Genomic DNA, 20,337 nt, shown 5'->3' with positions numbered 1-20,337 from the left:
ACAAGATCGCGTCAAGGCTTGTGTGGATGCCGGTCCCTGCGGCCATACTGCTGGCCGGGAGCCGTCCCTCCGTCCGCCGAGGGGCGCGACGCCGCCGTCAGTGACCGAGGGGGAGGTCAAGTGACATACCCGCCGAACGTGCGCACAGCGCCTGTTCCGGCGCCGACGCACGCGCCCGCGCAGTCGGCTCCACCACCCGCGCCGCCGCCGCCCGCGCGGCACGGTGCCTGGGCGGAGATCAGGGAGCGCCTGCGCGCGGCGGCGACGACGGAGCCCGGCCGGCTCCAGATCATCGGGGCCGTCCTGGCCCTGCTCGTCGTGGTGTTCGGGGCGGTGACGGCCTTCCAGGTCGCCGACCGGGCCTCCGCCGCCGAGGACGTCGTCGGCCGCAGCCAGCCACTGAGCGCGGACGCGGCGAACATCTACCGCTCACTCGCGGACGCCGACACGGCCGCCGCGAGCGGCTTCCTGGCGGGCGCGCAGGAGCCCGCGACCGTACAGAAGCGGTACAGGGACGACATCGACACCGCGTCCAGGCTGCTGATCAAGGCCGCGACGAACACCGACAGCACGAGCGACTCCGGCCGCCAGATCGCCACGCTCAACGAGCGACTCCCGCGCTACACGGGCCTGATCGAGCGCGCGCGGGCCAACAACCGGCAGGGGCTGCCGCTCGGCGGCGCCTATCTGCGGTACGCCAACCAGCAGATGGCGAAGGAGATCCTGCCCGCGGCCGAGAAGCTGTACGCGTCGGAGACGGCCCGGCTCGACCAGGACACCGACAGCGCCCGGGTGTGGCCGTTCCTGGCCCTCGGCGCCGGCGTGGTCGCCCTCGGTTTCCTGGCCTGGGCGCAGCGCCGTAACTACGAGCGGACGAACAGGGTCTTCAACCACGGGCTGCTGGCGGCGACGGCCGCCTCCACCGTGGTGCTGCTCTGGCTCGCGGTGGGGCACACGGTCGCCCGCACGGATCTGAACAGCGCCAACGCGCACGGCCAGGCGTCGCTGAAGGTCCTCAACGACGCCCGGATCAGCTCGCTGAAGGCACGGGCGAACGAGAATCTGACCCTGGTCGCGCGCGGCGCCGTCCTCACCAAGGACGGCAAGAGCGACCAGTACGAGACGGACCATCTGAGCGACATGAAGTCCCTCGGCACGGCGCTGGAGGACGCGCGGAAGCTCGCCGACGACGAGGCGGGGTCCCGGCCGGTCGGCCAGGCACGCACGGCGGCCACCGAGTGGCAGAAGCGGCACAAGTCGGCGAACGACACCGACAAGGCCGGTGACTACGAGGGCGCCCTGGAGAAGGTCATCGGCGACAAGGACTCGACAGGACAGTCCTTCGACCAGGTGGACGAGGCGCTCGCGAAGGCGATCGAGCACGAGCAGAAGGAGTTCACCGACTCCGCCGAGGGCGGGCGCGACGCGCTGACCGGCCTGGCGATCGGTGCGGTCGTACTGGCCCTGCTGGGCGCGATCGGCGCGATCCTGGGCATCAACCGCAGGCTTTCGGAGTACCGGTGACAGGGGGAGGAATGACAACCGACGCCACGGACACCAACGCGCCGCGCGAGCCGTACGGGTCGCCGGAGACCGTGCGGCGGCCGGCCGGCCGCCGCACGGGAGTCACGATCGCCGCCGCCGTCGCTCTGACGGCGACGCTCGCCCTGCTGCCGCTCTCGCGCGACAGCCGGACGCACGACGGGCGGGAGTCGCGGGAGGTCGCCGCCGAGGCCGCGCCCGAGGCCGCGGCTGCTCCCGAGTGCGACGAACCGGAGCGCAGCCTGCGGCCGTCCTCCGCCGACGGACCGAGCATCGACCGCATCAAGGCACGCGGCGATCTGATCGTGGGCATCGACCAGAACAGCTTCCGCTGGGGCTACCGCGATCCCGCGAGCAGCACCATCGAGGGCTTCGACATCGACCTCGCGCGGGCCATCGCGGACGACATCCTCGGCTCCCCCGACAACATCATCTTCCGTGCCATCCCCACCAACCAGCGGGTCGGCGCCCTGGAGAACGAAACGGTCGACCTGGTCGTGCGGACCATGACGATCAACTGCGCGCGGATCGAGCAGGTCGCCTTCTCCACCGCCTACTTCCAGGCCGGCCAGCAGGTGCTCGCGCCCAAGGACTCGGACATCACGGGGTACGACGAGTCGCTGTCCGGCAAGCGCGTCTGCTCGGCGGAGGGCTCGACGGCGTACGACCAGCTGGCGGAGAACTCGTTCGGCGCGACGTTCAAGGACGAGGGCGACGACACCGACCGGGACGAGGACAAGCTGACGGTGCCGAACCAACTGGACTGTCTGGTACGGCTCCAGATGGGCGAGGTCGACGCGGTCGTCACGGACAACGCGCTCGCGGCCGGCCAGGCGGCCCAGGACCCGGCGGTGGAGCTGGTGGGCGAGCCGTTCACCGAGGAGTACTACGGCGTCGCGGCCAAGCTCGGCAACGACGACCTGGTACGCCGGGTCAACCAGGTCCTGGTGGAGTACCGCGCGGGCGGCGCCGACAGCCCCTGGATGAAGTCGTACAAGAAATGGCTCGAAGCCGGACTGCCCGGCATAACCGCGCCGCCCGCGGCGAAGTACAAGGACTGAGGACGGGGTAGCGAGAGCTGAGGGGTCGGCCCCCGGAACGAGGAACAACGACCGACGACCGCGCACCGGTGACGGAAGCGGTCAGGGCAGAGCGGAGAGGTGATCGATGGGCGACGCGGGCTCCTTCCCCGGATCGACGGGGAGGTCTGCCGGTCCGGCGATGGACCGGGACGAGGCGGACCGCGCCCTCGCGCGCCTCGGCGCCGAGCACGAGGCGATCGAGACGTCCCTGCTCGCCCTCCAGGACCACGCGGGCCGCCGGCTGCTCGAAGGGGCCGCCCTCAGCGGGGTCACCAAGGACCGCTGGGCCTCCACCGAGCAGACGATCACCCTGCTGTGGAACTACTTCGACGCCTACTCCGCCGCCCTGCGCGGCGCCCGTGAGGCCCGTGCCCGGCTGCGGTGGCTCAACCAGCAGGATCTGGTGGACCTGACCGAGAAGCTGCGGGGCCGCAGCGTCACGGTCGCGGGCTCCGCCACCGCCGCCACCTCGATCACGGGGCCGGCGAAGCTCTCCGAGCAGTTCACGCTCGCCGAACTGGTCGCCCGGATGAACGAGCTGTACGCGCAGTCGCTGGACATGGTCGTGGCGTCGGACTCCGTCTGGTCGGCGCTGCCCGCGCGGATAGATCTGCTGGCCGCCGAGCTGAACCGGACCCGTTCGCTGGCGCACTCCGCCGGGGTCAGGCCCGGGGAGCACCCGGCGGGTGACGAGCTGGAGGCGATCACCGACGAGCTGAGCACGCTGCGCGCCCAGGTGATCTCCGATCCGCTGGCCTTCTGGCAGCCGGTGCACGGCAGTTCGGCGCCCGGCGGCGGCAGGCCCGACACCGAGCGCTACGACCGGGCGGCCCGCGCCCTGGAGGACGTACGCCGGGAGATCGACGCGGTGCTGACGGTGCGCCAGGACTCGGAGGCGCGGCTGCTGCGGCTGCGGGACGTGCTGTCGCGCGCCGACCGTACGCTCACCGAGGCCCGCTCCGCGCGCGGCGAGGTGCTGGCGAAGATCGCCGCCTCCGAGGTGCCCGCGGTGAGCGGGCCGCCGACGGCGCTCCAGGAGCGGCTGTCGACGGCGGCCGAGTACCGCAGACACGCGCAGTGGCACCGTCTCTCGCCGCTGCTGGAGTCCCTGGAGCGGGAGGCCGAGGACGAACTGCACCGGGCCCGCGAGTCGTTGACGGCTGTCACGGCGCCGCTCGCGGTCCGGGCCGAGCTGCGGGGCAGGCTCGACGCGTACAAGGCGAAAGTGGCGCGGCACGGGCTCGCCGAGGACATGATGCTGACCGAGCGCTACGACGCGGCCCGCCGGATGCTGTGGAGCGCGCCGTGCGATCTGCGCGTGGCCGAGCAGGCGGTGCTGCGCTACCAGCAGGCGGCGGCCGAGGCACTGGCCCAGCGGCAGTCCGGGCCCACCGACCGCAGGGGGCATGTGTGAGCACCGACGGACCGGTGGCCGATGGAGCAGTCGACAGCAATCCGAGCGAGCGGGGGGACCGATGAGCGGGACGAGGAGATGTCAGCGCCCCGGTTGTGAGGGGTCGTACGAGGACATGGGCGGCGGTGAGCTGTACTGCGACACCTGCGGTCTGGCCCCGGTCGTCTCGCCGACCGGCATGCTGTCGTCGCCGCCCACGGGGATCACCGGCGGCGGCAGGGAGAGCAAGTCGAGCGGCAGGGGCAGTGGTTCGGCGCGCAGCGGTTCATCCCGGTCCTCATCGCGTGCCTCCTCGCGCTCGTCGACGTCACGGCGTTCCGTCTCGGGGCGGCTGTCGCGTTCGCTCTCCGGCCGGCTCTCCAGCCGGTCGGTCTCGGTCCGCAGCTCCGGCGCCGCCACCGGCACATCGGCGCGCAACCGGCTGGGCGCGGGCCTCGTCTCCGTACCGGACGTGCCGAAGCCCGATCCGCGCTCGGCGGTGATGGCGAGCCCCGAGGTCCCGGAGCGCAAGCGGTACTGCTCGCGGTCCGACTGCGGTGCGCCGGTGGGCCGTTCGCGCGGTGAGCGGCCGGGGCGTACGGAAGGGTTCTGCACCAAGTGCGGCCATCCGTACTCGTTCACGCCGAAGCTGAGCGAGGGCGATGTCGTCCACGGGCAGTACCAGGTCGCGGGCTGTCTGGCGCACGGCGGTCTGGGCTGGATCTATCTCGCGGTCGACCGCGCGGTCTCCAACCGCTGGGTGGTCCTCAAGGGCCTGCTCGACACGGGTGACCAGGACGCCATGGAGGCGGCGATCTCGGAGCGGCGCTTCCTCGCCGAGATCGAGCACTCCAACATCGTCCGCATCTACAACTTCGTGGAACATCTCGACCAGCGCACCGGCTCCATGGACGGCTACATCGTCATGGAGTACGTGGGCGGCAAGGCGCTCAAGGAGATCGCCAACGAGCGGCGCTCCCCCGACGGCAAGCGTGACCCGCTGCCGGTCGAGCAGGCGTGCGCGTACGGCATCGAGGCGCTGGAGGCGCTCGGGCATCTGCACAGCCGCAATCTCCTCTACTGCGACTTCAAGGTCGACAACGCGATCCAGTCGGAGGACCAGCTCAAGCTCATCGACATGGGCGCGGTCCGCAGGATGGACGACGAGGAGTCGGCGATCTACGGCACCGTCGGCTATCAGGCACCGGAGGTCGCCGAGGTCGGCCCGTCGGTGGCCTCCGACCTGTATACGGTCGCGCGCACGCTCGCGGTGCTGACGTTCGACTTCCAGGGGTACACGAACGTGTTCGTGGACTCGCTGCCGGACCCGGACAACATCGACGTGTTCCGGACGTACGAGTCGTTCTACCGGCTGCTGGTGCGCGCGACCGACCCCGATCCGGCGCGGCGGTTCGCCTCGGCGCAGGAGATGGCCGAGCAGCTGACCGGTGTGCTGCGCGAGGTCGTGGCGCTCCAGACGGGGCGTCCGCGGCCGGCGCTGTCGACCCAGTTCGGTACGGAACCGCGGGTCACGGACACGCAGTTGTTCGCCGAGACCGGGCAGGACGTCTCGCGGCTGGGGGTCCGGCCGGAGCCGGTGCGGGCGGGTCTGTTCGGGCGCCGCGACAAGTCCGCGCGGTCCACGGGAAGCGCGAACGGCTCCGCGCACGCCTCCTTGGGAGGCTCTGCCGCCCCCTCCTCGCTGCCGCCGGGCGCGGGCCGGTACGCGGGCACGGGCGTACCGGCACCGCTGCCCGGCCACCCGGCGATCCAGCCGCCTCAGGCCCCCTTCGGGGCACCGCCCCCGCTCCCGCCCGGCGCCCCGCAGGGCGGCGTCCCGGCACCCCGGAGCGGTCCGGGAGCGGGCGCCCCCGGTGCCCCCGTCCCCGGCCGCCCCGCCGTCCCCGCCATGGAATCCGTCGAGACCGGCGCCCCGCTCGCGCCCATCGACGCGCCCGCCACGGCGCTGGCGCTGCCGGTGCCCCGGGTCGACGCGAAAGACCCGAACGCCGGCTTCCTCGCCGGACTGATGGCGTCCGCGCCCGCCGAGTTGATCTCCGCGCTGGCCGAGGCGCCCGCCGACTCCGTCGAACGCCGGCTGCGTGAGCTGCGCGCCCGCCTGGAGATGGGTGAACTGGTCACGGCCTCCGAGGCATTGACAGAGCTGGAGGCGCGCCACCCCGACGACTGGAGGGTCGTCTGGTACCGGGGCATCGCCTCGCTGGTGACCGGTGAGAACGAGATCGCCGCGCTCTCCTTCGACGCGATATACGACGCGTTCCCGGGCGAGGCCGCGCCCAAGCTGGCGCTCGGAGTCTGCGCCGAGGTGCTGGGCCAGCTCGACAACGCGGCCGAGTACTACCGCCTCGTATGGATGACGGACCCGAGCTATGTCAGCGCCGCGTTCGGACTCGCCCGGGTGCAGAACGCGTCGGGGGACCGGATCGGAGCCGTACGGACACTGGAGTCGGTCCCCGAGGCGTCGATCCACTACACGGCGGCCAGGATCGCGGCCGTACGGTCGCGGCTACGCCGCCGTGACCTGCGCGCACAGTCGCCGCTCGCCCTGCCGGGAGCCATGCCCGACACACCGCTGATCGACGATCTGAGAGCGGCGGCCGACCAGGTTTCGCGGCTGGGCCAGTTCGGTCTGGACGCGATGCGCCGCGAGCAGTTGTCGACGGAGGTTCTGGGCACGGCTCTTGACTGGGTACTCTCCGGTGGTCCGGGGAATCAGCCCGGACAGACCTCGCTGCTCGGCAGTGAACTGGACGAGCGTGGTCTGCGCTTGGGACTGGAGCGCTCGTACCGGGTGCTCGCCCGGCTCGCTCAGCGTGGCGAGGAGAGGATCGACCTGGTGGAGCGGGCCAACCGCTTCCGCCCCCGGACGTGGGTGTGATTGATGTCGCAGATGCACCAGCCGACAGCCCTTTCGAGGTGTCCCAGCTGCGAGGAGCCGCTGGAGTCGGGCGACCTGTTCTGCGGTGCGTGCGGGTACGACCTGTCGGCCGTACCCCCGCCGCCGGACGACCACCCCACGATCGTCATCAACGGCGCCCCGGCGTCGGCCGGGACGGCTCCGGGCGCCGCCCCCTCCGCGCCTGCCTCGGGCGCCGTCGACTGGCCGAGCGCCGCCCGGACGGACGGCTCGGCCCCGGCCGCGCCGGTGCATCTGCCCGGTGAGCTGCCGGGGCTCGACTCCGCCGGGGTGCCGCTGTCAGGTCACACGTCGGCCGGGTACGCGTCCGTGCCGCCACCCGCGCACGCGCCGGCCGCTCCGCCAGCCCCACCGGCCCCACCCGCTCCCGCCGGTGACTTCGAGCTGCCCGCGCCCGCGGGCGTACCGGCGCCGGCGATGCCCGCAGGTGCGCCGCCCTCGGTCCCCCATGTCACGGACCCGCCCCCGGCCGACCCCGCCGACCCCCGTACGGCGCCGCCCGCGGTCCCTGCGGGTACGAAGCTCTGCGTGGCCTGCCGCGCGGGCCACGTCGACACGGACGGCTACTGCGAGAACTGCGGTCACGCCCAGCCGCGCGAACGCGACCATCTGGAGCAGGAGTTGGACGCCGTGGCGGCGGTCAGCGACCGCGGGCTGCGCCACCACCGCAACGAGGACGCGTTCGCCGTGTCCTCGGCCGCCCTGCCGGACGGTTCGCCGGCCGTCATCGCGATCGTCTGCGACGGCGTGTCGTCGGCGACCCGCCCCGACGAGGCGTCGGCGGCTGCCTCCTCCGCCGCCAACGAGCTGCTGCTGGCGACCCTGCCGCGCGGTACGCACCCCCAGCAGGCGATGCACGAGGCGATCGTGGCCGCCGCCGAGGCCGTCAACCTCCTTGCCGCCAGGCCGGGTCGGGACGACGGCCACGAAGCGGCGCACCGCGCGCAGAACGCGCCGGCGTGCACGATCGTCGGCGCGGTCGTGGCGAGCGGGCTGCTGGTCATCGGCTGGGTCGGCGACAGCCGTGCCTACTGGGTCCCCGACGACCGCACGGGACCACCCGCCCGGCTGACCGAGGACGACTCCTGGGCCGCCCAGATGGTCGCGGCGGGCCTGATGAACGAGGCGGAGGCGTACGCGGACGAGCGCGCGCACGCCATCACCGGCTGGCTCGGCGCCGACGCGTACGAACTCGAACCGCACACGGCGTCCTTCAAACCGGACCGTTCCGGTGTCGTGGTGGTGTGCACGGACGGCCTGTGGAACTACGCGGAGAGCCCGCAGGAAATGGCACGTGCCCTTCCGCCCGACGCCGCCCAACAGCCCCTGCGCAGCGCCCAGGTGCTGGTCGGACACGCGCTCGACGGTGGGGGCCACGACAACGTAACAGTGGCCCTGCTGCCGTTCGCCGTACCACAGCAAGGGGCAGGATCCGCCTACAGCACGGCCTGAGCACCCCACTGCCCGGACCCACTGCCCGGACCACCGGCGGGACCCGGCGGCCATGGACGGGAGCCCGGTCCGATCCCGGGCGTCAGCCCGCCCGTTGTCCCGCTGTCCCTCTCATGTCTTCTGAACTTATTGCCAGTGGAGCGTCAAGGAGCCGATACAGATGGCGAACTTCTCGAAGTCGACCGTGCCGCAGTTCTCCGTCGATGTGTACCAGAACGAGTACCTGCCGGAGGGCGGGCGAGAGGTGAACGCGATCGTGACAGTCACCTCCACCGGAGGTGGTACGACCGGCGGGGTGCCCCTCACGGGAGCGTCCCCCAGGCCCACGAGGCCGCCGGGCGAGGGCCCCGACGCGGCCGTGGTGATCATGGTCGACTGCTCGGGGTCGATGGACTACCCGCCGACGAAGATGCGCAACGCCCGCGACGCCACGTCCGCCGCCATCGACACCCTGCGCGACGGTGTCGCCTTCGCCGTCGTCGCCGGTACGCATGTGGCCAAGGAGGTCTACCCGGGCAACGGCGCCCTCGCGGTCGCGGACGCCGCCACCCGCGCGGAGGCCAGGAACGCCCTGCGCAAGCTGAACGCAGGCGGCGGTACCGCCATCGGCACCTGGCTGCGGCTCGCGGACCGGCTGCTGTCCTCGGCCGATGTGTCGATCAGGCACGGCATCCTGCTCACCGACGGCCGTAACGAGCACGAGACCCCGGAGGATCTGCGCGCCTCGCTCGACGCCTGTGCGGGCCGGTTCACCTGCGACGCCCGTGGCGTCGGTACGGACTGGGTGGTGAAAGAGGTCACAGGCATCGCCTCGGCGATGCTCGGCACGGCGGACATCGTCGCCGATCCGGCGGGCCTGGCCGCCGACTTCACGGAGATGATGGAGAACGCGATGGGCAAGGAGGTCGCGGACGTCGCCCTGCGGCTCTGGACGCCCGTCGGTGTGGAGATCAAGTTCGTCAAGCAGGTGGCGCCGACGGTCGAGGAGCTGACCGAGCGGCGTACGGACGCCAACCCCCGTGCCGGGGACTATCCGACGGGCTCCTGGGGCGACGAGTCCCGTGACTACCACGTATCGGTCCAGGTCCCGGAGGCGGGCGTCGGACAGGAGATGCTCGCGGCGAGGGTCTCGCTGATCCTCCCGGCGGCCGACGGCACGTCACAGGTGCTGTCCCAGGGGCTGGTACGGGCGGTGTGGACCGACGACATGGCGGCGTCGACGTCCATCAATCCGCAGGTCGCGCACTACACCGGCCAGGCCGAACTGGCGCAGGTGATCCAGCAGGGCCTGGAGGCCCGCAAGTCGGGGGACTTCGACGGCGCGACCGCCAAACTGGGCCGCGCGGTACAGCTCGCGTCGGACTCCGGGAACGCGGATACGGCGAAATTGCTTTCGAAGGTAGTGGACGTGGTCGATGCGGCGACGGGTACTGTGCGACTGAAAGCGAAGGTGGCGGACGCGGACGAGATGACTCTGGAAACTCGCTCGACCAAAACCGTTCGCGTCAAGAAATAGCGAACAGCGACAAGCAGCGAACAGCAGCGGCCTGCGGGCCGGACGAGGAGAGGGGGAAGCGCCGACATGCCGACTTGCCCGAACGGACACCAGTCGGGTTCCGACGACTGGTGCGAGGTCTGCGGCCATCGCATGGCGGCCGGAGCCGGTGCTCCCGCCGGTTCGGTGCCGCCGCCTCCGCCACCACCGCCCGCGCCCGGATACGGCTACCCTCAGGACCCGAACGCGACCGCGCAGGCGGAGCTCTGCCCGCAGTGCCGTACGCCGCGTGAGGGCAACGCCCTGTTCTGCGAGGAGTGCCGGTGGAACTTCCTCACCAACACGGCGACCTCGTACACACCGCTGGCGCCGCAGCACCAGGGGCCCGGTGGCCCGGGAGGCCCGGGGGGCGCTCCGCCTCCCGGACTCAACCTGCCGCCGGGCTTCCAGGCCCAGCAGTCGCCGCCCCGGCCGCCCGACCCGTACGACTACCAGGGCTCGCGCCCTTCGCAGCTGAACCGGCCCGCCGAGCCGCTGGCGCCCGATCAACAGGGTCATCCGGGTGGGCTCGGACCGCAGGGCGGACCTCCCGGGCCCCCCGGATTCCCCGGACCTCCTGGGCCGCCCGGTCAGCAGGGGCCTCCGCCGCCCCCGCCGTACCAGCAGCAGGGACCGCCTTCGCCTCCCTCGTTCCAGCAGTCGGGGCCGCCGGCCCCGCCGCAGCAGACCGGTGGCGACGACTGGGTGCTGCCGCCGCCCTCACAGGCGGGTGCCCCGGCGCCCCCGCACCAGTTCCAGCAGGGACCGCCGCCACAGCAGCAGCAACAGCCGCCGCACCAGTACCAGCCGCCCGGCAACTGGACCGCGGTCGTCGCTCCGGACCGTGAGTACTTCATGGCGATGATGCAGCGCAGCGGCCCCGAGGCGACAGGCCTCAACCTGCCCGCGTACTCACCGGAACAGCACCTTCCGATGACCGGGAACCAGATCACCATCGGCCGTCGGCGCCATTCCACCGGCGAGTCCCCGGACGTCGACCTGTCGGTGCCGCCGGAGGACCCGGGCGTCTCGCACCAGCACGCGGTCCTGGTCCAGCAGCCCGACGGCGGCTGGGCGGTCGTCGATCAGAACTCCACCAACGGCACGACGCTGAACGGCGCCGAGGACCCGATCCAGCCGTACGTCCCCGTCCCGCTCAACGACGGCGACCGCGTGCATGTGGGCGCCTGGACGACGATCACGATCCGCCGGGGCTGAGTGGCCAGACGTACGGCCCCGAGGGATCGTCCAGCCAGGCCCACTGCCGGTCGGGGCCGACCGTGATGCCGAACCTCTCCCGCTGCGGGCGCCCCTCGCGCTCCCAGAGGGAGAGGGCCTCGTGCGGGTCCAGGCTGCCCGCCGTGAGCGAGAGCATGAAGCGGAAGAGATCGTTCTCCAGCGCTCGCCGGGGCAGCCCGCCGATCCGCTGGAGAACGGGCAGCGCGGGCTCCTCCTGCCCGCCCCGCAGGGGGACGAAGAAGGCCGACGTATGCAGGAAGTGCCCTTCCAGGTAACGGCCGTGGGCGGATTCGCCGACGTCCAGCGCGATCAGCCCGGTGGACAGCGGCGAGAGGATCCGCGCCCCGTCCGCGCACTGCGCCAGCCAGCCGGACGGCACGGCGGGCAGCGTGCAGGTCACGATGATCCGGTCGAAGGGCGCCCGCCGGCGGCAGCCGAGGGCGCCGTCTCCCGTGACGACGGTGGGCCGGTATCCGGCCGCCGCGAGGTGCGTACGGGCGGACTCCGTGATCTCCGGATCCAGATCGATCGTCGTCACGCGGTCGTCGCCCAGCCGGTGCGAGAGCAGCCCCGCGTTGTAGCCGGTGCCCGCGCCGATCTCCAGGACCGTCTGCCCGTCGCGCACATCGAGCGCCGCGAGCATCCCGGCCATCAGGGAGGGCTGGCTGCTGGACGAGATCAGTTCACCGTCCCGTACGCGGGTGGCCAGCGCCCCGTCCGCGTACACGCCGCGCAGCCAGCGCAGCCGCCGGACCGGGTCGGGGTCCTCGCACCAGAGCCGGTCGTGGCCGCCGGGCCGGCTGACGAAGTAGTACGGGACGAACAGATGCCGCGGCACCTCCTCGAAGGCCGCGCGCCAGGCCGGATCGTCCAGGACCCCCTCGGCGGCCATGCCGCGCACCATGGCGGCACGCGCCTCGGCGGCGACGCCATCGACCTCGTCGCCGGGCTCGTACGCCTCGCGGTGCTCATGGTGAACGCCCATGGTTCCACTGTCCTGTGTCACGAGCGCGGAAGCGAGCAGTACCGGCTGCCGGACCGGAGGTAACCGGATTCGGGACCGGAAAGGGCAGGTCGAAGAGGCAGGTCCTAGACCTCAGGTACTCGGCCGGTGCGTCTGAGACGATGGAGGGGTGAACAAGATTCCGCGCGGCACGCTTTCGGAGCAGACCTTCTACGAGCAGGTCGGCGGCGAGGAGACCTTCCGGCGCCTTGTCCACCGCTTCTACCAGGGAGTTGCCGAGGACCCGCTGCTCCGGCCGATGTATCCGGAGGAGGATCTCGGGCCCGCCGAGGAGCGGTTCACGCTGTTCCTGATCCAGTACTGGGGCGGTCCCCGCACATACAGCGACAACCGCGGCCACCCGCGGCTGCGGATGCGCCACGCTCCGTTCACCGTCGACCAGGCTGCGCACGACGCGTGGCTGCGGCACATGCGGACGGCCATCGACGAGCTGGGACTCTCGGAGGAACACGAGACGCAGCTCTGGAACTACATGACGTACGCCGCCGCGTCGATGATCAACAGCTGAGGCAACCGGTAGGGACCGGCCGTGGGCCCCTCGCTTCTGCCCCGGAATGCGGAACTCCCGTTCCGGACAACGGTCACGATCCGGTCAAAGTCCGGCCGTAAGCGGTTTCCGCCGACGGCTGCCCTCTGAAAGTATCCGAGCTCCGGGGCGGGCGAGGGATCGGCGGGGGGACGCGTGACAGGGTTCGTCTTCCTGCGCGTCCGCGCGCACCGTCTCCTGCTCGCCGCGGCTCTGCTGGCCGTTCTTCTCACCACCTGCGTCCTGTCAGCCCTGACCGCCTTCTCCGGCTCCGTCGGGGACGCGGCGCTGCGCCACACCCTCCAAGGGCGCGAGGCCGCCGCGGCAGCGCTCGTGATCACCGCGCAGGTCCCGGCGGGCGACCGGGAGGCCGCGAACGAGGCGGCGTCCAAGGTCGCACGGGAAGCGTTCGACGGGCTGCCCGTCACCGTACGGAAGCTGGAGCGTTCAGGGTCGTACGCGCTCCCCCGCGCCCTCCAGCCACCCGCGGCGCGCAAGGGCGAACCCGACCTCACGCACTTCGCCACGCTCGACCGCTCGCGCGTACGGCTGGTGACGGGCGCCTGGCCGGACGGGGCGGAAGCCTCCGGCGCGGCGCCCGTGCAGGTCGCGTTCCCCGAAGAGGCCGCCACCCAGCTCGGGCTCAAGGCCGGGACGCGGCTCACCCTCGTCGACCGGCTGGGCGACCAACCCCTCACGATCCGGGTCACGGGCATCTACCGGCCGGCCGATCTCACCGACCCGTACTGGAAGTTGGACACTGTCGGCGGCCAGGGTGTCCAGACAGTCACCTTCACCACCTACGGCCCGCTGCTCGCCGACCCCGCCCTGTTCGACTCCGGGCGGCTCCCGGCGGGTGACCTGTCGTGGCTGGCCGCCGCCGATTTCCGGTCCGTCACCACCGGCCGTATCGGCTCGCTGCGTGCCGCCGCCGAGCGCGGCCCCAAGTCCCTCGCCGCGCAACCGGTGTTCGACGGCGGTGTGACCGCGCGGACCGCGCTGCCGAGCGTGCTAGACCGGACCGAACGCGCGCTGCTCGTGTCGCGCTCCACGCTGCTGATCGTCGCCGTCCAGCTCGTCCTGCTCGCCGCCTGCGCCCTGCTGCTGGTCGCGCGGCTGCTGAGTACGGAGCGGACCGGCGAGACCGATCTGCTGCGGGCGCGCGGCGGTTCACGGCGCCGGATCGGCTGGCTCGCCACGGTCGAGGCCCTGCTGCTGGCGCTGCCCGCGGCGATCTGCGCGCCGCTGCTCGCCGGACCGCTGACCCGGCTGCTCGCCGAACGTGGCGCGCTCGCCGAGATCGGGCTCCGGCTCGGTGACACCTCGACCGCGGAGGTGTGGCTGACCGGCGCCGGGGTCGCGCTGGCGTGCGCCGCCGCCGTCGTGGCGCCCGCACTCGCCTCCGCCGGCGTCACCCGGCTGCGGCGCGGCAGGGCGGGGACGCTGCCCGGCCCGGTGCGCGCGGGCGCCGACGTGGGGCTGCTGGTGATCGCGGCCGTGGCGTACTGGCAGCTGGACCGGCAGACCGCCACCTCGGGCGGCGGGGCGCTCAGCGGTGACAGCCGGGGCGAGCTGGGCGTCGATCCGCTGCTGGTCGCCGCCCCCGCGCTGGCGCTGCTCGCGGGCACCGTACTGACCCTGCGCCTGCTGCCGCCCTTGGCGCGCCTCGCGGAGCGGCGAGCGGCGAGCGGGAGGGGCCTGTCGGCGGCGCTCGCGGGCTGGCAGTTCAGCCGTCGGCCGCTGCGCGGCGCGGGTCCGGTGCTGCTGCTGGTGCCGGCCGTCGCCATGGGGATGCTGGCGATCGGGCAGAGCGCGTCGTGGGACCGGTCGCAGGAGGACCAGGCGGACTTCAGGACCGGCGCGTCGCTGCGGGTACTTGCGAACCGGCCCGGGGACCCCGGCCAGGCGGGGATCTACGCCGCGCTGCCGGGGGTACGGGAGGCGGCACCCGCGCACCGGGCCACCACCGAGTTGTCGGCGGACCGGACGGCGACCGTCCTGGCGCTGGACACGGGTCAGGCCGGCGAGCGGATGCTCCTGCGCGACGACCTGGCCGGCGGGGGCGGGGACGGCGAGGACCGGAACGACGACGGCGCGGCCCCGCTCCTCGACGCCGTACAGCCGCCGAAAACGGCGCGGCCGGGCCTCCTTCTGCCGGACGGGACCCGGCAGCTCCGGGTGACGCTGCGGATCACCGACACCTCGGCGGGCGACGGGGTGTCGCCGGCCGGCGGGGCTCCGTTCACCACGGTTGTGGTCGAGGACCGTTACGGCATCGGCTACCGCATGCTCGCGGGCGAGGTGCCCGTCGACGGCCGCCCGCACACCGTCACACTCGATCTGACCGGAGCCTCGGACTCCGTACGCGGTCCCCAGGCGGCGAGCACGCCGCTCACCCCGGCGGAACCGCTCACGCTGACCGGCCTCGTACTCGACACGAACGCCCCTCAGGGCCGGAGCGAGACCCACCGCCTCAGTGTCGACGCGCTCCAGTCCTTGGACGCCGAAGGCGCCGCGCGTACGGTGCGCGCCGACCCGGACTTCGCGTGGCAGGCGACGCGCCTCGGGTCGCTGGACGGCGAGGCCGACCCGGCGGTGCCGTTGAAGCCGGCCGTCTCGGCGACAGCGCCCCTGGTGCTCACGTACCGGACGGGGGTCAGCCCGCAGGCCGGCAGCTCCTACGACCCGGCGCGGAGCATCAGCGTCCAGGTGGGCGTGGAGCGGCCCGATCCGCCCGCCGTGCTGCCCGCGATCGCCACCGGGACCTTTCTGCGTGCCGCCGGTGCGAAGACCGGGCAGAGCCTGGACGTCCAGGTCTCGGGCAACAGGGTCCGGGTCAGGATCGTGCGCGCGGTCGACCAGTTGCCCACCACAGGTCCCGGCGCCCTGAGCGCGCAGGCCGCGACCGAGACCGCCGACGGCGGCCGTACGGGCGACGGCGGCGGGCTCCTGCTCGATCTGCGTGCCGTCAACCGGACGCTCGCCGACCGGCGGGAGCCGTCGCTGGCCCCGACCGAGTGGTGGCTGAGCGCGGCGCCCGGCCGCGCGCCGGAGATCGCCGAGACGCTGCGCAAGCGGTCCGACGTCGACCCGGCGCAGGTGATGGTGCGCGACGAGACCGCTGATGAGCTGCTGAGCGATCCGCTGGGTGTCGGCCCGCAGTCGGCGCTGCTGGCCGCGGCCATCGCGGCGGCGGCGCTGGCGGCCGTCGGCTTCGCGGTGAGCGCGGCGGGATCGGTACGCGAACGGGGCGCCGAATTCGCCCTGTTGCGGGCCCTGGGCACCCCGCGCCGCCAACTCGCGCGCCTGCTGGCCGCCGAACAGGGGTTGCTCCTCGCTGTCGCGCTCCTGGTCGGCCTCGCCCTCGGCGCCGTACTCACCAGGGCGGTCGTCCCTCTGGTCGTACTGACCGGCCAGGCAACCCAGCCGGTGCCGCACGTCCTGGTCGATCTGCCGGCCGGCCAGGTCGCCGCGCTGCTGGCGGGGGTGTCCGTGCTTCCGCTGCTGCTGATCGTGTACTTCACCCTGCGCCGTACGGACCCGGCGGTCACGCTGCGCGAACGGGGAGGCAACTGAGATGCGCGCCGGCTCGTCCCGTCCATCCCGTCCGTCTCATCCGTCTCATCCGTCCCGTCCGTCCCGTCCCGCGCGGGTCGTCGCGCCCTGGGTGCGGACACGGTTGCGGACCGCGCCCGGGGCCGCCGCGGCGATGGCCGTGCTGGTCGTGCTCACCGCGTACCTCGCCGCCGCGTTCCCCCGCTCCGTCGACGCCTACGAGACGAACGGCCTGCGCCACGACATCCGTACCGCCACGGCTGCCGAGAGCGTCCTGGAGGTCACCTCGGCGCCGCCCGGCCTCGGGATGCCGCAGCCGGAGCGGGAGAAGACCCTGCGCGCCGCCTGGGTGACACAGGCGCAGCGGAACATCACCCGGAGTCTGCCCGCGCCGATACGGGCCGACGACGGCAGTTCGGCGTACGGCGTACGGACCTCCGAGCCGGTCGAGGGCACCGACCCCTGGCTGCCCGCGCCGGACAGTCTGCCCCCGATGCTCACCCTCGCCGCCCAGGCCGTCCTCGACCGCCACTCCACCCTCCGCGAGGGCCGGCTCCCGCGCGCCGACGGCCCAGTGACGGCGGTCACCGGGGAGGTGGAGGCGGCGGTCACCGCCGAGACCGCGAAGTCGCTGCGGCTCAAGGTCGGTTCGGTGGTGCATGTGCCGGGTGTGGACCGGGACGAGCTCGGCGTACGGATCACCGGAATCATCGCGCCACGGCAGCCCGACAACAGCTACTGGTCCGTCGAGACCACACTCGGCTCCCCCGCCCTGGTCACCAAACCGACCAACGACCGCCCCCAGCCCCGCTACTGGCGCGCCTCCCTCCTGCTGGCCCCGGACGCCGCGCCCGTACTGCTCGGCACCACCGGAGAACCCCGGCTGTACTGGCGCATCGCCCCCGACACCACGGCGCTCACCGCCCGCGACGCACCTCAACTGGCCTCCGGCATCGCCTCGTTGGAGAACGGCCCCGAGCTGACCGAACTGCGCGCCCCGACCGTCGTCGGTCCCGCGGCCGTGGTGGCGACGGGACTTGACGAGATCGTCGCCGGGCACCGCTCGATGCGCGCGGCCATCGCTCCGGTCGTCGCGGTCGCCGCGCTGGGGATCGGCGCGGTGGCCGGTGTCGTACTGGTGATGGCGGGCGGCCTGACCGCGGCGCGGCGGCGGTCCGAACTCGCCCTGCTGCGCTCGCGCGGCGGCTCGTTGCCGGGGATCGGCGGCCGGCTTCTCGCCGAGACGGCGGTGATCGTCGTACCGGCGGCGGCCGTCGGTCTGCTGCTGGCCGTCCTGACCGTCCCGGAGGCCCGGCTGGGGCCCGCCGTGGCCGCCGCGGGCGGAGCGGCTCTACTGGCGTGCGCGGCGCTGCCGGTCCGCGCCGTGGTGGCGCACCGCAGGCCGCAGGCGCGCGGAGGCCGGGAGGATCTCGTACGGGCCAGGCCCTCCCGCCGCCGCACGATCGCCGAACTGACCCTGCTGGCGCTGGCCGTCGGCGCGGTGGTCGCACTGCGCCGGCGCGGCGCGGGCGGGCCTGCCGACGCGGCCGGTGTCGACCTGGGTGACGCGGGTGGGGCGGGCGATGTGGACTATCTCGTCAGCTCCGCGCCGGTGCTGGCCGGGCTGATCGCCGCGCTGGTCCTCGTACGGCTCTATCCGCTGCCGCTGCGTCTGGCAGGCCGTCCCGCCGGCCGGCTGCGCGGCGCCGTGGGCTTCCTCTCGCTGGCCCGCGCGGGCCGCGCGCCGACGTCGGGGGCACTGCCGCTGCTCGCCCTGCTGATCGCGCTGACGACGGCGGCCTTCGGCGGCTCCGTGCTCGCCGGGATCGACGGCGCGAGAGAGCGGGCCGCCGTGCTGGCGACGGGCGCGGACGCCCGGATCAGCCTCGTCGGTTCGTCGCCGGTGCTGCCCGACGGGCTGGCCGAGGCCGTGCGGAAGAGCGCGGGGGTCCGGGATGTCACCGCCGTACGGGTCGAGTACGGCGTACCGCTCCCGTCCGACAGCAAGGGGTTCCGGACGGCGCTCGGCGTGACCATGATCGGTGTGGAGCCGAAGGCGTACGCGCGGCTGGCGCGGGAGACGGGACTCGGCGAGTTCCCGGCCGCCGGGCTGAGGTCCGTGGGCGGGGGCGGGGTACGCGACGGCGGGTCCGACCCGGGGCGAGTGCTGCCCGCGATCGCGTCGCCCGCCGTCGCCGAGCGGCTCGGCGACGGGCCGCGCGACATCCAGTCGGCGGCCGGGGACTTCAAGGTGCGGGTGGCGGAAGTACGCCGGCACACCCCGGCGTCCCCCAGCGACGACTACCTTCTGGTGAACGCCGCCGATCTGACGCAGCGGGCGCCGACCACCCTGCTGGTCACCGGTGCGAAGCTGGACGGCGAGGCGCTGCGGCGGACGGTCACCGGATTCGGCGAGAGGGCCGGTGGGACGGGCGGTGGGACGGGCGGTGCGCCTTTCTCCGTGAAGCTGCGTACCGAGGAGCGGAAAACGTTCGTCAACACGCCCATGCAGGAGGGCGCCGAGCGGATCTACGCGGCGGCGATCGCGGCCGGCGCGGGCTACGCCCTGCTGGCCCTGCTGCTCTCGCTGTCGCAGACGGCCCCGGAACGTGTCACGTTGCTGGCGCGGCTGCGCACCATGGGTCTCACCAAGCGCCAGGGCCGCCAGCTCCTGGGCCTGGAGGTCCTTCCACAGGCGCTGCTCGCCGCCGTGGGCGGGGCTTTTGTCGGCTGGGCGACTGTCGTGCTGCTGGCGCCCGGGGTGGATCTCGTACGTCTCGCGCTCACCACGACGTCGGACATCCCGCTGGACGGGGCGCCCCTGCGGGCCGACGCGTGGTCACTGGTACTGCCGGCCGTGGGGGTGCTGGCGCTCGCCGCCGCGGTGTCGGTGGTGCAGGCGTGGTGGGCGGGGCGGCAAGGATCGATCAGCGAACTCAGGGCAGGAGACAGCCGATGACATCGTCGACCGGGTTCGGTGCGGGGGCCGATCGTTCGGCCGGGACGACGCTGGAGCAGTTGGAGCTGCGGGCGGGCAGCCATCGCGACCGGCCCTCGTACGGGCACGACGCGCTCATCGCCTGCGACCGGCTGGTACGGATCTTCACCGCCGACGGGGTGGAGGTACAGGCGCTCCAGGGCCTCGATCTGCTGGTGGCAGAGGGCGAGTTGATGGCTCTGGTGGGCGCGTCCGGCAGCGGCAAGTCGACGCTGATGAACATCCTGGCCGGCCTGGACGTGCCCACGGCCGGGGCCGCGAAGGTGGCGGGCCGCGATCTCCTGGGCATGGACGCGAAGGCGCGGCTGCGCTATCGGCGTGAGGCGGTGGGCTTCGTCTGGCAGGAGACCGGACGGAACCTGCTGCCGTACATGACGGCGGCTCAGAACGTCGCTCTGCCGATGCAGTTGAGCGGCCGGGGCGGCGGGGGTGGCCTGAGCGTTCGTGGCCGGGGCCGTGGCCGTCGGGCGGAGCGCGCCACGCGGGCCGAATCGCTGCTGACGATGCTGGACGTGGCGGACTGCCGCGACCGCCGCCCGCACCAGATGTCCGGCGGCCAGCAGCAACGGGTGGCGATAGCCGTCGCCCTCGCCAACTCCCCTTCCGTACTGCTGGCCGACGAGCCGACGGGCGAACTGGACTCGGCGACCGGGGAGCAGGTGTTCGCCGCGTTCCGCCGTGCGAACGAGGAGCTGGGCACGACGATCGTGATCGTCACCCATGACCAGGAGGTCGCGGGCGAGGTCCGCCGGACGGTCGCCATCCGCGACGGCCGCACCTCGTCGGAGGTCCTGCGCCGCAAGGAGGTCGACGCGACGACGGGCCAGGAGTCGGTGGTGGCCCGGGAGTACGCGATGCTCGACCGCGCGGGCCGCCTCCAGCTGCCCGCCGACTACACGAAGGCACTGGCCCTGGAACACCGCGTCCTGCTGGAACTGGAACAGGACCACATCCAGATCTGGCCCGACACCCAGCGGTCGGAGACCCGACCCGAGTGACCCGGGCCTCTTCGGACGCCCCGTCTCTCAGGTCTACGTCACTCCGGTCCCCGGCG

12 protein-coding genes are annotated in these 20,337 nt (G+C 73.1%); 11 read left to right on the top strand and 1 reads right to left on the bottom strand.

What is annotated here, in order from left to right; all coding sequences use genetic code 11:
- Positions 1 to 120: 120 nt before the first annotated feature.
- The 7 genes from ACFWV8_RS23475 to ACFWV8_RS23445 all read left to right on the top strand — a co-directional run bounded on the left by ACFWV8_RS23475 (position 121) and on the right by ACFWV8_RS23445 (position 11,159).
- On the top strand, positions 121 to 1,524 hold the full coding sequence (locus ACFWV8_RS23475; protein ID WP_384205846.1) for a hypothetical protein: 1,404 nt from the start codon (positions 121 to 123) through the stop codon (positions 1,522 to 1,524).
- An 11-nt stretch (positions 1,525 to 1,535) separates the two neighbouring features.
- On the top strand, positions 1,536 to 2,603 hold the full coding sequence (locus tag ACFWV8_RS23470) for a glutamate ABC transporter substrate-binding protein (RefSeq protein WP_384205842.1): 1,068 nt from the start codon (positions 1,536 to 1,538) through the stop codon (positions 2,601 to 2,603).
- Between the two features lie 106 nt (positions 2,604 to 2,709).
- The gene (locus ACFWV8_RS23465) at positions 2,710 to 4,038 is read left to right on the top strand and encodes a hypothetical protein (RefSeq protein ID WP_384205835.1); all 1,329 of its coding nucleotides are present in this window, start codon (positions 2,710 to 2,712) and stop codon (positions 4,036 to 4,038) included.
- Positions 4,039 to 4,099: 61 nt separating this feature from the next.
- Positions 4,100 to 6,916 (top strand): tetratricopeptide repeat protein, encoded by a 2,817-nt coding sequence (locus ACFWV8_RS23460; RefSeq protein ID WP_384205831.1) that lies wholly within the window; start codon positions 4,100 to 4,102, stop codon positions 6,914 to 6,916.
- A 3-nt stretch (positions 6,917 to 6,919) separates the two neighbouring features.
- Positions 6,920 to 8,407 carry a PP2C family serine/threonine-protein phosphatase gene (locus ACFWV8_RS23455; RefSeq protein WP_384205824.1) on the top strand — a complete coding sequence of 496 codons (1,488 nt, stop codon included), beginning with the start codon at positions 6,920 to 6,922 and terminating at the stop codon, positions 8,405 to 8,407.
- Positions 8,408 to 8,567: 160 nt separating this feature from the next.
- Positions 8,568 to 9,923: a VWA domain-containing protein gene (locus ACFWV8_RS23450; protein WP_384205819.1), complete on the top strand. Its 1,356-nt coding sequence runs from the start codon at positions 8,568 to 8,570 to the stop codon at positions 9,921 to 9,923.
- A 66-nt stretch (positions 9,924 to 9,989) separates the two neighbouring features.
- Positions 9,990 to 11,159, top strand: a complete 1,170-nt coding sequence (locus tag ACFWV8_RS23445; RefSeq protein WP_384205815.1) for an FHA domain-containing protein — start codon at positions 9,990 to 9,992, stop codon at positions 11,157 to 11,159.
- On the opposite strand, the gene ACFWV8_RS23440 is transcribed toward ACFWV8_RS23445, so the two are convergent.
- Entirely contained in the window at positions 11,140 to 12,165 is a 1,026-nt protein-coding gene (locus ACFWV8_RS23440; protein ID WP_384205809.1) for a methyltransferase domain-containing protein, read from the bottom strand. The genes ACFWV8_RS23445 and ACFWV8_RS23440 overlap by 20 nt on opposite strands.
- 148 nt (positions 12,166 to 12,313) lie before the next feature.
- On the opposite strand from ACFWV8_RS23440, the gene ACFWV8_RS23435 reads away from it, so the two are divergent.
- The 4 genes from ACFWV8_RS23435 (at position 12,314) to ACFWV8_RS23420 (ending at position 20,281) form a co-directional block, all read left to right on the top strand.
- On the top strand, positions 12,314 to 12,712 hold the full coding sequence (locus ACFWV8_RS23435; RefSeq protein ID WP_329387579.1) for a globin: 399 nt from the start codon (positions 12,314 to 12,316) through the stop codon (positions 12,710 to 12,712).
- A 174-nt stretch (positions 12,713 to 12,886) separates the two neighbouring features.
- The gene (locus tag ACFWV8_RS23430) at positions 12,887 to 16,306 is read left to right on the top strand and encodes an FtsX-like permease family protein (protein WP_384205801.1); all 3,420 of its coding nucleotides are present in this window, start codon (positions 12,887 to 12,889) and stop codon (positions 16,304 to 16,306) included.
- A gap of 133 nt (positions 16,307 to 16,439) precedes the next feature.
- Positions 16,440 to 19,244 (top strand): ABC transporter permease, encoded by a 2,805-nt coding sequence (locus tag ACFWV8_RS23425; protein ID WP_384205939.1) that lies wholly within the window; start codon positions 16,440 to 16,442, stop codon positions 19,242 to 19,244.
- Entirely contained in the window at positions 19,241 to 20,281 is a 1,041-nt protein-coding gene (locus tag ACFWV8_RS23420) for an ATP-binding cassette domain-containing protein (RefSeq protein ID WP_384205794.1), read from the top strand. The genes ACFWV8_RS23425 and ACFWV8_RS23420 overlap by 4 nt, the downstream gene beginning before the upstream one ends.
- Positions 20,282 to 20,337: the final 56 nt, after the last annotated feature.

Origin of the sequence: Streptomyces sp. NPDC058665 (assembly GCF_042714995.1) — a bacterium.
Classification (GTDB): Bacteria; Actinomycetota; Actinomycetes; order Streptomycetales; family Streptomycetaceae; genus Streptomyces.
Note: the sequence above shows the minus strand (reverse complement) of the source record. Positions and strands in the feature narration are given on the sequence as shown.